We start from the raw sequence: 13,211 nt of genomic DNA, 5'->3' as shown, positions 1-13,211 counted from the left end.
CCGGGCCGTGGCCGCGGCGCCGCGGGCGCGGATGTCGCCGACGGTGGCGGTGCGGATGCCGGCGGCGCGCAGTTCGGCGAGGTCGGCGTCGCCGTCGCGGACCCCGAAGAGGCGGACGTCCTCCTCGCGCAGGTAGGGGCCGCGGCCCTCCAGATCGGTGAGGTCGGCCTGGCCCCGGCCGGTGGCGAGGGCGAGTTCCTCGCCGCCGGCCGCGCCCACGGGCCCGTTGACGGCCTCGTTGCCGGGGTGGCGGAAGTCCGCCGAGCCGTCGATGGCGGCCAGCCCGTACCGGCCGAGCCGGCGCAGGGCCAGCGAGGCGCCGAGCTGGATCGAGCAGTCCCCGCCGAGGACGATCGGGAACTCGCCCGCCGCGAGGTGCTTCTCGATGCGGTCGGCGAGGGTGACGGTGTACGCGGCGAGCGGCCCGGCGTGGAAGACGCCGTCGCCTTCCCGCCAGTCGCCCCGGTCGTAGCGGGGCGGTACGACGACGCCGCCCTCGCGCGCGCCGAGCCGGCTCAGCAGGCCCTGTTCGCGCAGGGCGCCGGCCAGCTTGTACACGCCGGGCACGGTGCCGGGGGCGGGGGGCCGCAGGCCGAGGTTGGAGGGTGCGTCGAGCAGGACGAGGCTTCGCATGGGATCATCGTGCGCCATTGCGGCCGCCCGGACCAGAGGCCCCCGCGGCCTCCGCGGTGATCGCCCAGCGCTCGTGGTCGCGCCAGGCGCCGTCGACGAAGAGGAAGTCCGGGGAGAGGCCCTCAAGCCGGAAGCCGCGGCTGCGGACGAGGCCGATGGAGGCCGTGTTGCCGGGCTGGACGTTGGCCTCCAGGCGGTGCAGTCCGAGACCGGCCGGGGCGGTCGGGGCGGCTGGGGCGCCTGCGGCGGTCGGGGCGGCTGCCCGGTCGTCGGCGCCTGCGGGGAGGGGGGCGAAGGCGTGGGCGAGGACCAGGTCGAGGCCCTCGCCGAGCAGTCCGCGCCCCGCGGCGTGTGCGAACGCGCCGTACCCCAGGGCCCCGCACTGGAAGGCGCCGCGGACGATGTTGTTGACGTTCACGAAGCCGGCGATGGCACCGGTCGCCCGCTCGCACACCAGGAACCCCGCCCGGGCGCCGTCGCCGCCGGACAGCCGGGCCGCGTACGGCTCGTACGCCTCCAACGTGTCCGGCGGGGACAGCCACGGGTGGTGCAGTCCGCGGCTCTCGCGCACGCGGGCGGTGAACTCGGGCCCGTCGGCGGCCCGGAAGGGGCGCAGGGCGACCCGGTCTCCTTCGACGAGGTACGGGGAAAAGGGCATCGCCCCAGCGTATGCGCCGTGGCAGGATCCCGCTGTGATCACCGATTCGCCCGCGGGCGGCGGGCTGCTGGAGGCCGCGGTCCGCAACAACGCCGAGTGGTGCGCCGCGGTCTGCCCCGGCGGCGCCTTCACGGCCGACGCCTGGACCAGCCCGCACCGCACCCCGCCGTACTATCCGGACGCCGTCACCCTGACCCGCGGCGCCTCGGCCGCCGGGCTGGCCGCCGCCGTCGACACGTCCGTGCCCGGCTGCTCGGTCAAGGACTCCTTCGCCGTGCTCGACCTGGCGCCGGCCGGCTTCGAGGTGCTGTTCGAGGCGCAGTGGATCCACCGCCCGGCCGGGCCGCCCGCCGGGCCCGGCCCCTCCCTGCACTGGTCGCGGGTCGCCGGCCCCGCCGAACTGCAGCAGTGGGAGGCCGCCTGGGGAGGCGGGGAGCCCGGCGGCCTCTTCCGCCCCGGGCTGCTCACGGGCGGGATCGCCTTCCTGGCGGGGCGGACCGGCGACGGCCGGATCGCCGCCGGGGCCGCCGCCAACGCGGCCGCCGGAGTGGTCGGCGTCTCCAACGTGTTCACGGCCGCGGGCGTTCCCGCCGACGAGGCGTGGTCGGGGGCCCTCGGCCGGGTCGCCGCCCTGTGGCCCGGCCTGCCCGTCGTCGGCTACGAGGCCGGGGAGGAGCTGGAGACGGCCGCCCGACACGGCTTCGCCCCGCTGGGCGGGTTGCGGGTCTGGCTGCACTCCCCCGCTTAGGCCGTCTCCAGCCGCAGCCGCGGCACGTCCGTCCGCTCGATGCCGAACACCTGCGCGTACAGGGAGAGTTCGGCCTCCAGCGCGCGGACCATCGTCTCCGCCCGGCGGAACCCGTGCCCCTCGCCCGCGAAGGCCAGGTACGCGTGCGGCACCGACCGGCCGCGCAGCGCCGCCAGCAGCCGCTCGGCCTGCGCGGGCGGGCAGACCGCGTCGTCCAGCCCCTGGAGCAGCACGAAGGGGGCGGTGATCCGGTCGGCGCGGGCCACGGGGGAGCGCTCCCGGCAGAGCACGGCGAGGGTCTGCGGCGGACCGGCCAGCCCCTCGACGTAGCGGGACTCCAGGTCGTGGGTCTCCTCGGCGAAGCCGCGCAGGTCCAGAACGGGGTAGCGGATCGCCGCGCAGGCGTACAGGGACGTCGAGGCCAGCGAGGCCGCGGCCGTCCAGCCGCCCGCGCTGCCGCCGCGGATCGCGAGGCGGGCCGGGTCCGCGGTCCCCTCGTCGGCGAGCGCCCGGGCCACGGCCGCGCAGTCCTCCACGTCGACCACGCCCCACTGCTCGCGCAGCCGCTCCCGGTAGGCGCGCCCGTAGCCGGTGGAGCCCCCGTAGTTGACCTCGACGACGCCGATGCCGCGGGAGGTGAAATAGGCGATGTGCAGGTCGAGGACGGGCGGGACGTGCTCGGTGGGACCGCCGTGCGCCCACACCGCGTACGGCGGCAGCTCGTCGGCGGGGGCCCGCCGGGCGGGGTGGTACGGCGGGTAGACGTGCGCGTGGATCTCCCGGTCGTCCGGGCCGAGGAAGGTGCGCGTCTGCGGCTCCGGGTAGTACGCCGGGTCCACCGGGGCGGGGGCCTGCGCGCCCACCACCCGGGCGTGCCCGGTGCGGGTGTCGAGCTCGACCACCTCGTAGGCGGTGCGGGGGCTGGCCGCGACCCCGTAGACGAGGTCGCCGTGCGCCGCCAGCGTCGGCTGCCAGGCGGTCCACGGACCGGCTGCGTCGACGAGGTCGCCCGTCTCGGGGTCCAGCACGCCGAGGACGCCGGAGCCCAGCCCGTGCAGGACGGCGACGAGGCCGCCCGCGGGGCCGCCGGTGCGGGTGCCGGCACCGGGCAGCGGAACGAGCCAGTTCAGCCCCGGCCGCCAGAGCGCGCCCCCGAACTCCTCCTCCCGCGGGCACAGGTTGACGGCCTCGCCGGTCTCGGGGTCGACGCGGTACGGGTTCCACCAGCCGCTGCGGTCGCTGACCGCGAGGAGGGTGCCGTCCTGCGCCCAGTCGGCCTGGGCGACGGCCTCGTCCGGGCCGCCGATGACGGTGCGCGGGTCGGCGAGGGTCCCGTCGTCGGTGATCCGGGAGAGCTCGGCCTCGGTGCCGTCCCACGGCATCCGGGGGTGGTCCCAGACGAGCCGGACCGCGTGCCGGCCGTCCGGGGACAGGCGCGGCCCGGTGCTGAAGCGGTGCCGGTCGTCGGTGAGCTCCCGTACGCGGGACCGGTCGTCGGCCGCGGACCCGTCCAGCGGTACGGCGGCCAGGACGCGGCGGGCCCCTCCTCGTCTTCGTCCACTTCGCCGACCAGCGCATGTACGCGTACGAGCCCGACGCGGGGCCGCTCGGTGCCCGCCCAGGGGCGGCCGCCGTACTCGGTGAACGCGCTGCGGACGTTCCACGGGGCGGGCAGGGCCGCCCGGGGCGGGCCGCCGTCGGCGGGGCGCCGGACCAGGGTGCGGCGGCCGCCTTCGGCCGGGCGCGGCTCGGTCCACCAGACCTCGGCGCCGATGGTGCCGAGGTATTCGGGGCGGCCGTCGAGGGAGGCGGCGAGGGCGGCGTCGATGGGCGAGGGCCAGCTGCCGTAGGGCTGCTCCCGGATCGCGGCGGGCGGCGGCTCGGCGGCGTGCGGAACGGCGGCGGCAGGCTGCTCGGCGTGCGGGCCGGCGGCCGGGGGGTCCTCGCGGGCGGCGTCCATCACAGGGTCCGCAGCGCGTGGTCGAGCACGCGGACGCCGAAGTGGAGGGCGTCGACCGGGACGCGTTCGTCCACGCCGTGGAAGAGGGACCAGTAGTCGAAGTCGGGCGGGAGCCGGAGCGGCGAGAAGCCGTAGCCGGTGATGCCGAGGCGGGAGAACTGCTTGGCGTCGGTGCCGCCGGCCATGCAGAAGGGGACGACGCGCCCGTCGGGGGCGAAGCGCTCGACGGACTCGCGCAGGACGGCGAACGTCCGGCCGTCGACCGGCGCTTGCAGGGCGTCGGTTCGGTGGTGGAACTCCCACTCGACGTCCGGCCCGGTCAGGTCGTTCAGGGTGGTGAGGAACTCCTCCTCGCCGCCGGGCAGCGTCCGGCCGTCGACGTAGGCGGTGGCGGTGCCGGGGATGACGTTGACCTTGTAGCCGGCGTCGAGCATCGTCGGGTTGGCGCTGTTGCGCAGCGTTCCTTCGACGAGCGCCGACCCGGCCGGGCCGAGCTTGGGCAGCAGCTCGTCGAGGTCGGTGCTGCGGGCGCGCGGGTCGATGTGGAGGCCCTGGAGGGCGGCGAGTTCGGTGATGCAGGCGGCCACGGTGTCGGTGAGGCGGACGGGCCAGGTGTGCTCGCCGATCCTGGCGACGGCCGCGGCGAGCCGGCTGACGGCGTTGGCGCGGTTCGGCTTCGAGCCGTGCCCGGCCGTGCCGCGGGCCGTCAGCTTCAGCCAGGCGGTGCCGCGCTCGCCGGCGGCGATCGGGTAGAGGGGCCGGCGGGGGCCGTTGTACACGGTGAACGCCCCGGACTCGCCGAGCCCCTCCGTACAGCCCTCGAACAGGCCGGCGTGCCGGTCGGCGAGGAAGCCCGCACCGTCGACGGCGCTGTCCTCCTCGTCGGCGGTGTAGGCGAGGACGATGTCCCGGCGCGGGACGGCGCCGGCGCGTGCCCAGGCGCGCACCACGGCCAGGACCATGGCGTCCGTGTTCTTCATGTCGACGGCGCCGCGGCCCCACACGACCCCGTCGCGGACCTCCCCCGAGAAGGGGTCGGTGCTCCACTCGGCGGGGTCGGCGGGCACCACGTCGAGGTGGCCGTGGACGAGGAGGGCGTCGGCCGACGGGTCGCTGCCGGGGATGCGGGCCACCACGTTGGTGCGGCCCGGGGTGCGCTCCAGGAGGACGGGCTCCAGGCCCGCCGCGGCGAGGCGCTCGGCGACGTACTCGGCGGCGGGGCGCTCGCGGCAGTCGCCGCCTCCCCTGTTGGAGGTGTCGATGCGGATGAGGTCGGAGGTGAAGGCGACGGCCTCGTCGAGGGCGGTCCCGTCGACCGGGGACGCCTCGACAGGCGGCTCCGCGGCCGGGGTGTGCGCGGCCGGGCGCTGGGGGGTGACTGCGGGCATGTCAGCCATACTGCTCCTCCACGGCCGCCGAGACGACCGTCGTGACCGCCTTGAAGGTGCGGATCCCCTCGTACATCGTCCCACTGGTGTACGCGGCCCTGCGTTCGCCGGTGCGCTCGACACCGGGCACGACGGTGGCGGCCATCGCCAGGTGCTCCGCGTCGAACTCCATCTCCACGGTGTGGGGGCCGCGGCGGACGGGGTCTCGGCGGACGGCGAGGCCGGCGGCGGCCTTGGCGGCGGCCCTGATGTCGGCTGCGGTGCGGGCGGGGGTCCGGCAGACGGCGGCGTACCGGGAGACGTGGTCCTTGACGGCGACGGTGAGCGCGCCGGGGGCGTAGCCGGCGGCGTCGGCGCAGGTCATGTCGTCACCGGTGACGAGGACGACGGGGACGCCGAACTCGGCGACGACGTGGGCGTTGAGCAGGCCCTCGCTGGCGCGGACGCCGTCGAGCCAGACGCCGGTGAGGGAGTTGGCGAGGTAGGTGTGGGCGAGGACGCCCTCGGAGCCGGCGCCGCAGTGGTAGCCGACGAAGGCGATGCCGTCGATGTCGCCGTGCTGGACGCCCTCCACCATGGAGAGGGACTTGTGGCGGCCGGTGAGCATCTCGACCCGGTCGTCGAGCTGTTCGAGGAGCAGGTTCCGCATGGTCCAGTGGGCTTCGTTGACGAGGACCTCGTCGGCCCCGCCGTCGAAGAAGCCGAGGACGGCCGCGTTCACGTCGGAGGTGAACATCGGGCGGCAGCGCTCCCACTGGGGAGTGCCGGGCAGGACGTCGGCGGGCCAGGTGACGCCGGTGGCGCCTTCCATGTCGGCCGAGACGAGGATCTTCATCGGGCCCCCTGGGCGGTCGGCTGCGCGCGGCGCCGGCTGACCGGGCGGCCCGCCCGCCCGCGCAGGCGTCCAGCCTAGCCCTCCGGGTCCGCCGCGGCCCGTGGACCACGCCCGCGGGCCGGCGGCCCATCCGCACCGGGAATTCCACCCGATCCGGTGAGCCGCCCGGCGGCGTCGCGGCCCGGCGCAGGCGCAACGGCCTTGCTCAGGACTCGACTTCGTTCGCGAGGTTCTCGAGGACGGTGTCGTAGATGCGGCCGAGGCCCTTGGGGGCGAAGGTGCGCTCGAAGAAGCCGCCGATGCCGCCGGCGCCGTTCCAGACGGTGGTGACCACGGCCTTGGACTTGCCCTCGCCGGCCGGGGTGACGGTCCAGGTGGTGACCATGGAGGAGTTGCGGTCCTTCTCCACGAGCTGCCCGTCGGTCGGCTCGGTGACCTCGAGCAGGCAGTCGCGGACGCGCTTGCTGGTGGCCTGGAGCTTCCAGTGGACGAGGGTCCCCTCGCCGTCGCCGCCCTCGCGCACCTCGTACTCGCTGAAGTGCCCGGGCAGCAGCTTGCGCCGGGTACCGGTGTAGTCGGCCAGCGTGTCGAACACGGTCTCCGCGTCGGCCGCGATGATCCGCTCCGTGGTGGCCTCGACCTGCGCCATACCTGTTCCTCCAGCAGTTGTGTTGCCTAGACGGCGGCAAGCCAACCACCTCGGACCGGAACCCCCAAAATCGGGGGCCGGACGCCACCCCGCACGATCATGGGAACGTTTGTTCTATTCTCGTGGCGAGCGACCGGAGGAGGCACGCCATGCGCTGGGACAACCTGAGCGGGGACACCGAGGGCGGGGCGGACGGGGCCGCCGGGCCCCTCGCGCTCTTCGGCACGGGCTCCGTCGTCACCCGCACCTTCGACACGCCCGAGTTCCGCGGGATCACCTTCCACGAGGTCCGGGCGCGATCGATCCTCAACCGGGTCCCGGGCGCCTCGCGGATGCCGTTCGAGTGGACGGTGAACCCGTACCGGGGCTGCAGCCACGCCTGCGTCTACTGCTTCGCCCGCAAGACGCACTCCTACCTCGACCTCGACACCGGCCTCGGCTTCGACTCCCAGATCGTCGTCAAGACCAACGCCGCCGAGCTGCTGCGGAAGGAGCTCGCCTCGCCTCGGTGGACCGGCGCGCACGTCGCCATGGGCACGAACGTCGACTGCTACCAGCGCGCGGAGGGCCGCTACCGGCTCATGCCCGGGATCATCGGCGCGCTGCGCGAGCGGGCCAACCCCTTCTCGATCCTCACCAAGGGCACCCTGATCCTGCGGGACCTGCCGCTGCTGGCCGGGGCCGCGCGCGAGACCGAGGTCGGCGTGTGCGTGTCCGTCGGCTTCACCGACGCCGCCCTGTGGCGGACCGTCGAGCCGGGGACGCCCTCCCCCGCCGCCCGGCTGGGGGCGGTGCGGGCCCTGACCGAGGCGGGGATCGGGTGCGGCGTGCTGATGGCGCCGGTCATCCCCTTCCTCTCGGACTCGCCCGAGCAGCTCCGGGAGACCGTCCGGGCCGTCGCCGCGGCCGGCGCGGTCTCCGTGACACCCCTGGTACTCCATCTGCGGCCCGGCGCCCGCGAGTGGTTCACCGCCTGGCTGGAGCGGCACCACCCGCGGCTGGTGGGGCGGTACCAGCGGATGTACGCGGGCGGGGCGTACGCCCCGTCCTGGTACCAGCGCCGGATCACCCGCCAAGTCCACGAGTTCGCGGCCGAGTTCGGCATCGGCCCGGCCCGGCCCGCGGCGACCCGCGGCGGCGGCCGGCGGCAGGGGCCGCCGGGGGCCGCGCCGGAGGGGCCCGTGCAGCTGGCCCTGGGGTGAGCGCGGACGGGGGGCCGGGGCTCATCCCATCGGGCCAATCCGGCGCCGGGTAGCGCCTTCCCGGCCGGGGTTTCCGGGACGATTCCGCCCAGAACACTCGGCTGGGAGGCCCCATGCTGCACCCGTTGAAGAAGCGCGTTCCCCTGACGAAGCGCGTCGCCCTCGCGCTGTCGATCGGCACCGCCGCGGCCGCCGCCCTCGCGGCGGCGCCGGCCGGGGCCGCCGTACCCGCCGTGCCCGCGGCCGGCGCACCGGCCTCGGCGGCGGCCGCCGCACCTGCCGCGGCACCGGCGGCGCTGCGGTGGACCGGGTGCGGGACCACGCGGTACCCGTCCCTGCAGTGCGCCTCCCTCCAGGTCCCCCTCGACCACGCCGCCCCGCAGGGCCGCCGGATCACGCTCGCGCTGACGCGCGTCCCGCACACCGCCGCCAAGAGCCAGGGGCCGCTGCTGGTCAACCCGGGCGGCCCGGGGGGCAGCGGCCGCAACCTCGCCCCGTACATCGCCTCGACCCTGCCCAAGGACGTCGCCGCCCAGTACGACGTGATCGGCTTCGACCCGCGCGGCGTCGGCCGCAGCGAGCCCGCCCTCGACTGCGCGGCCGGGCACTTCGACCCCGTGCGCCCGGACTCCGTCCCCCGCACCCTGCAGGCCGAGCAGGCCAACCTGGACCGGGTGCGGGCCTTCGCCGAGGCCTGCCAGGCCAGGCACGGGGACGTCCTGCCGTACATCGACACGGTGTCCGCGGCCCGGGACATGGAGGCGATCCGCGCGGCGCTCGGCGCTCCCAAGCTCAGCTACTTCGGCTACTCGTACGGCACCTACCTCGGCGCGGTGTACGCCAAGCTGCACCCGGGCCGCGTGCACCGGATGGTCCTGGACTCGGTCGTCGACCCGGACGGGGTCTGGTACGAGGACAACCTCGCGCAGGACCGGGCCTTCGACGCCCGCCACCGGGCGTTCCTCGGCTGGGTCGCCGACCACGACGCCGTCTACCGGCTCGGGACCGACCGGGACGAGGTGGAGGAGCGCTGGTACGCGATGCGCGCGGCCCTGGCCGCGGAGCCGGCGGGCGGCAAGGTCGGCGCGTCCGAGCTGGAGGACACCTACATGCCGGGCGGCTACTACGACGGCTACTGGCCGGTCCTCGCCGAGGCGTTCTCGAAGTACGCGGCGGACGGCGACGCGGCGCCGCTCGTGGCGGCGTACGAGAAGTTCGGGGCGGTCGCGCCGACGGCGGGCAACGGGTACAGCGTCTACACGGCGGTGCAGTGCCGCGACTCGGCCTGGCCGGCGGACTGGAACCGGTGGCGGGCCGACATGTGGCGCGCCCACGCCGAGGCCCCCTTCATGACCTGGAACAACGCCTGGTACAACGCCCCGTGCGCGTTCTGGAAGACGGAGCCCCTCCGGGCCCCGGACGTGGCGAACGCCGACATCCCGCCCGCGCTGCTGCTCCAGGCGACCGAGGACGCGGCGACGCCGTTCGGGGGCGCGCTGGCCATGCGGGAGAAGCTGAAGGGGTCGGCGCTGGTCGTGGAGGCGGGCGGCGGCAACCACGGGGTGTCGATGGGCGGGAACTCCTGCCTGGACGAGAAGGTGGCCGCCTACCTGCGGACGGGCGCCGCGGCGGACGCGACATGCACCGCGCAGCCGGCGCCGCAGCCGTCCGCCGGTACGCGCGAGGCGGCGCCGTCGGCCGGCGGGGCGGCCCTCCACGGCCTCCTGGGCTTCCGGAGCTGATCACCGGGCGGGCAGAATCGCGCCATGACGACCACGGAACCCGGCGCACCCGCCGCCTCGCACATCACCCGCGTCGCCGCGCCCGAGGGCGTGGCCCCGAGCCCCCAGTACAGCCACGTGGTCTGGGGTTCCGGGCGGTTCGTGGCGGTGTCGGGGCAGTGCGCCCTCGACGAGCGGGGCGGGGTCGTCGGCGTGGGCGACGCCGCCGCGCAGGCCCGGCAGGTGTTCGAGAACCTGCGCCGGTGCCTGGCGGCGGCCGGGGCCGGCTTCGACGACGTCGTGAAGCTGACGTACTTCGTGACGGACACGGCGCACCTGCCGGCCCTGCGCGCGGCCCGCGACGAGGTGCTGGCCCCGGGCCGGCTCCCGGCCTCCTCGGCCGTGCAGGTGGCCGGGCTCGTCCGGCCCGAACTGCTCGTCGAGGTGGAGGCCCTCGCCGTGGTGCCGGAGCCGGACCGGGCCTGACCCGGGCCCGTTCAGGGCAGCGCGTGCAGGGCCCGGGTCGCGGCCAACGCCAGGCGGGGGTGGGCCTGGGCGCGGGTGAGGACCTCGCGGGCGCGGGCGTCGGCCAGTTCGCCGAGGCCCTCCACGCAGGCGAGGGCCACCCGCCAGTACGGGTCGTGGGGGGAGAGCAGCCGGGACAGGGTGCGGATCAGGGCGGGCGCGGACTCCGGCGCGCGCAGCGCCGTCAGCAGGCGGACCGGCTGGAGCGCGTACGCGGTGCGCAGCTCGTTGGTGGCGAGGGCGGCCGCCGCGCGGGCGGTCCGCGGGTCGCCCAGGACGGCGAGGGCGCGGGCGGCGGCCGCGCAGCGCGGCGGGTCGCGGTGGTTCAGCAGCAGCACCAGCGGTTCGAACGCGCGGGCGTCGCGGGCGAGGCCGAGCCGGTAGGCGGCGAGCTCCCGCGCCCACAGGGGGAGGCCGGCGCCGGTGAGGGCCGCCGCCAGAGCGTCGGGTCCGGCGTCGCGGAGCTCCCCGTACCGGGGTGAGCCCGCCGCTTCCGCCCGCAGGCGCTCCAGTACGTCCGGTACGTCGGTCACCGGCACACCCTAGGGCTTGGCGGGCGGGGCCCGGGGGCGTTTGCGGTGATCGCCGGCCGGGCGCGGGGCGCGCGCCCGCCCGCGGCGCGGCGTACGTCACACCGCCCGGCTTATCCCTTGCTCTGGCCAACGAGTTACCGGCGGGTTAATCTGCCTTCACACGTTCGGGGCAGGCCTGGTGACGCAGCCGCCCCGTGCCAGTCGGTCCGGTGCCCCGGCCGTCCCTGCGGGCGGCGAGGCGCCCTTCGCACCGCCCTCTGCGCCCGTGCCGCCTTCCGCGGTCGGCGCTCTGCTTGCGGCGCGGCCCCGGGACAGGGTCCGCCGTCCTCCGCTCCGCCCCCTGCTTCGGCTGCCTGTGCGGAAACCCCCCTGTGTTCTCCGGCCGCGTGTCGTGCGCCGCGCGCCGCCCCTCAGTCGTCACCCTCATCCACTGGAGTCCCGCGATGGACCTTCCGTCCACGTCCGGTCAGCCCGCTCTGCAGACCATCGCCGTCGTCGGCCTCGGCACGATGGGCACCGGCATCGCCGAGGTGCTCGCCCGCGCCGGCCGCGAGGTCATCGGCATCGACATCAGCGAGGCCGCCGCACGCCGTGCCACCGAGTCCCTCGCCGCCGCGACCGCCCGTTCGGTCGCCCGCGGCGAGCTCTCCGAGGAGGAGCGCGAGGCCGTGCTGGGCCGGCTGCGGACCTACGGCGAGCTGGCGGCCGCCGCCGACGCCGACCTCGTCGTCGAGGTCGTGCCGGAGGACTACGGCCTCAAGCACCGGATCTTCACCGAGCTCGACGCGGTCGTGCGCCCCGACACCATCCTCGCGACGGGCACGAACGCCCTGTCGGTGACCCGGCTCGCCGCCGAGTCGCTGCGCCCCGAGCGGGTGCTGGGCCTGCACTTCTTCCACCCGGCGCCTGCGATGAAGCTGGTCGAGGTGGTCTCCAGCGTCCTGACGGCCCCGACGGCCGTGGAGGCGGTCACCGCCCTGGCCCTGGAGCTCGGCAAGGAGCCCGTCTCCGCGGGCGACCGGCCCGGTTTCGTGGCGGACGGCCTGCTGTTCGGCTACCTGAACCAGGCGGCCGCGATGTACGAGTCGAAGTACGCCTCCCGCGAGGACATCGACGCGGCGATGCGGCTCGGCTGCGGCCTGCCGATGGGGCCGCTGGCGCTGCTGGACATGATCGGCGTGGACACGGCGCGGACCGTCCTGGAGGCCATGTACGAGGCGTCGGGCGACCGGCTGCACGCGCCGGCCCCGATCCTGGGGCACCTGGCGGAGGCCGGGCTGACCGGCCAGAAGTCCGGCCGGGGCTTCTACACGTACGAGGCCCCGGGCAGCCAGGTCGTCGTGCGGGACGCGCAGACGCCGCTGGACGGCGCGGGCCTCGGCGAGGGACGGCCGGTCTCGCGGGTCGGCGTGGCCGGCTCGGGGACGATGGCGGGCGGGATCGCGCAGGTCTTCGCGCAGGCCGGGTACGAGGTGGTCCTCGCGGGTCGCAGCCTGGAGAAGGCGGAGGCCGCGAAGGCGGCGATCGGCAAGTCCCTGGACCGTGCGGTGTCCAAGGGCCGGCTGACGGCGGAGGCGGCGCAGGAGACGCTGGCGCGGATCGCGCCGGCCGGTTCGCTGGACGCGTTCGCCGACGTCGACCTGGCGGTCGAGGCGGTCGCCGAGGACCTGGCGGTCAAGCAGGAGCTGTTCGCCGCGCTCGACAAGATCTGCCGGCCGGGCGCGGTGCTGGCCACCACGACGTCCTCGCTGCCGGTGATCGCCTGCGCCCGGGCGACGTCGCGCCCGCAGGACGTGATCGGCATGCACTTCTTCAACCCGGCGCCGGCGATGAAGCTCGTCGAGGTGGTCCGGACCGTCCTCACCTCGGACGACGTCCACGCCACCGTCCGCGCCGTCTGCTCGCGGATCCGCAAGCACCCGGTGGACTGCGGGGACCGGGCCGGGTTCATCGTGAACGCGCTGCTGTTCCCGTACCTGAACAACGCGGTCAAGATGGTCGAGCAGCACTACGCCTGCATCGACGACATCGACGCGGCGATGCGGCTGGGCGGCGGCTACCCGATGGGCCCGTTCGAGCTCCTCGACGTGGTCGGCCTCGACGTCTCCCTGGCGATCGAGAAGGTCCTCCACAAGGAGTTCCGCGACCCGGGCCTGGCCCCGTCCCCGCTGCTGGAGCACCTGGTCGCGGCCGGCTGCCTGGGCCGGAAGACGGGCCGCGGATTCCGTGAGTACGCCCGCCGGTAACCGGAGGGCACCCGAGCCGGATGCGTGGGGAGGGCTGCTCGGGTCCGCCGGACCCTCACGGCGGGCCGTTCCCTCCGAGCCCAGTGCGGGCCCTCCCCCGCATCCTCCACCCC

The 13,211-nt window shown here is 75.8% G+C and carries 11 protein-coding genes and 1 pseudogene; 5 read left to right on the top strand and 7 right to left on the bottom strand.

Going from position 1 to position 13,211, the window contains the following annotated elements; genetic code table 11:
* On the bottom strand, window positions 1-633 hold a 633-nt coding region (locus EF903_RS17475), incomplete at its 3' end, for an arginase family protein (RefSeq protein WP_148142528.1).
* Between the two features lie 4 nt (window positions 634-637).
* Window positions 638-1,291 (bottom strand): GNAT family N-acetyltransferase, encoded by a 654-nt coding sequence (locus EF903_RS17470; RefSeq protein ID WP_125544195.1) that lies wholly within the window; start codon window positions 1,289-1,291, stop codon window positions 638-640.
* A 34-nt stretch (window positions 1,292-1,325) separates the two neighbouring features.
* On the opposite strand from EF903_RS17470, the gene EF903_RS17465 reads away from it, so the two are divergent.
* Window positions 1,326-2,039 carry a hypothetical protein gene (locus EF903_RS17465; protein ID WP_260615501.1) on the top strand — a complete coding sequence of 238 codons (714 nt, stop codon included), beginning with the start codon at window positions 1,326-1,328 and terminating at the stop codon, window positions 2,037-2,039.
* Here the strand turns inward: EF903_RS17465 and EF903_RS17460 are convergent.
* The 4 genes and pseudogenes from EF903_RS17460 to EF903_RS17445 all read right to left on the bottom strand — a co-directional run bounded on the left by EF903_RS17460 (window position 2,036) and on the right by EF903_RS17445 (window position 6,871).
* Window positions 2,036-3,903: pseudogene (locus EF903_RS17460) on the bottom strand (prolyl oligopeptidase family serine peptidase). The gene EF903_RS17465 and the pseudogene EF903_RS17460 overlap by 4 nt on opposite strands.
* Window positions 3,904-3,998: 95 nt before the next feature.
* Window positions 3,999-5,396 carry a M20/M25/M40 family metallo-hydrolase gene (locus EF903_RS17455; RefSeq protein WP_390335331.1) on the bottom strand — a complete coding sequence of 466 codons (1,398 nt, stop codon included), beginning with the start codon at window positions 5,394-5,396 and terminating at the stop codon, window positions 3,999-4,001.
* Window positions 5,389-6,222, bottom strand: coding sequence for a M55 family metallopeptidase (locus tag EF903_RS17450; RefSeq protein ID WP_125544191.1), 834 nt, complete (start codon window positions 6,220-6,222; stop codon window positions 5,389-5,391). Before EF903_RS17450 ends, EF903_RS17455 begins: the two co-directional genes overlap by 8 nt.
* Before the next feature lie 205 nt (window positions 6,223-6,427).
* Window positions 6,428-6,871: an SRPBCC family protein gene (locus EF903_RS17445; RefSeq protein WP_125544189.1), complete on the bottom strand. Its 444-nt coding sequence runs from the start codon at window positions 6,869-6,871 to the stop codon at window positions 6,428-6,430.
* A 149-nt stretch (window positions 6,872-7,020) separates the two neighbouring features.
* On the opposite strand from EF903_RS17445, the gene EF903_RS17440 reads away from it, so the two are divergent.
* From EF903_RS17440 to EF903_RS17430, 3 genes are all read left to right on the top strand, one after another.
* The gene (locus EF903_RS17440; protein WP_125544187.1) at window positions 7,021-8,073 is read left to right on the top strand and encodes an Rv2578c family radical SAM protein; all 1,053 of its coding nucleotides are present in this window, start codon (window positions 7,021-7,023) and stop codon (window positions 8,071-8,073) included.
* Window positions 8,074-8,186: 113 nt separating this feature from the next.
* On the top strand, window positions 8,187-9,815 hold the full coding sequence (locus EF903_RS17435; RefSeq protein ID WP_125544185.1) for an alpha/beta hydrolase: 1,629 nt from the start codon (window positions 8,187-8,189) through the stop codon (window positions 9,813-9,815).
* 24 nt (window positions 9,816-9,839) lie between these two features.
* Window positions 9,840-10,280: a RidA family protein gene (locus EF903_RS17430; RefSeq protein ID WP_125544183.1), complete on the top strand. Its 441-nt coding sequence runs from the start codon at window positions 9,840-9,842 to the stop codon at window positions 10,278-10,280.
* A gap of 11 nt (window positions 10,281-10,291) precedes the next feature.
* Here the strand turns inward: EF903_RS17430 and EF903_RS17425 are convergent, their stop codons facing one another.
* Entirely contained in the window at window positions 10,292-10,852 is a 561-nt protein-coding gene (locus tag EF903_RS17425) for an adenylosuccinate lyase (RefSeq protein WP_125544181.1), read from the bottom strand.
* A gap of 443 nt (window positions 10,853-11,295) precedes the next feature.
* Here EF903_RS17425 and EF903_RS17420 point away from each other — a divergent pair, with 443 nt between their 5' ends.
* Window positions 11,296-13,098: a 3-hydroxyacyl-CoA dehydrogenase family protein gene (locus EF903_RS17420; RefSeq protein WP_125544179.1), complete on the top strand. Its 1,803-nt coding sequence runs from the start codon at window positions 11,296-11,298 to the stop codon at window positions 13,096-13,098.
* Window positions 13,099-13,211 lie beyond the last annotated feature (113 nt).

This window comes from Streptomyces sp. WAC05292 (genome assembly GCF_003949955.1).
Taxonomy (GTDB): domain Bacteria; phylum Actinomycetota; class Actinomycetes; order Streptomycetales; family Streptomycetaceae; genus Streptomyces; species Streptomyces globosus.
The sequence above is the reverse complement of the archived record's forward strand: the minus strand, read 5'-3'. Positions and strand labels throughout refer to the sequence as shown.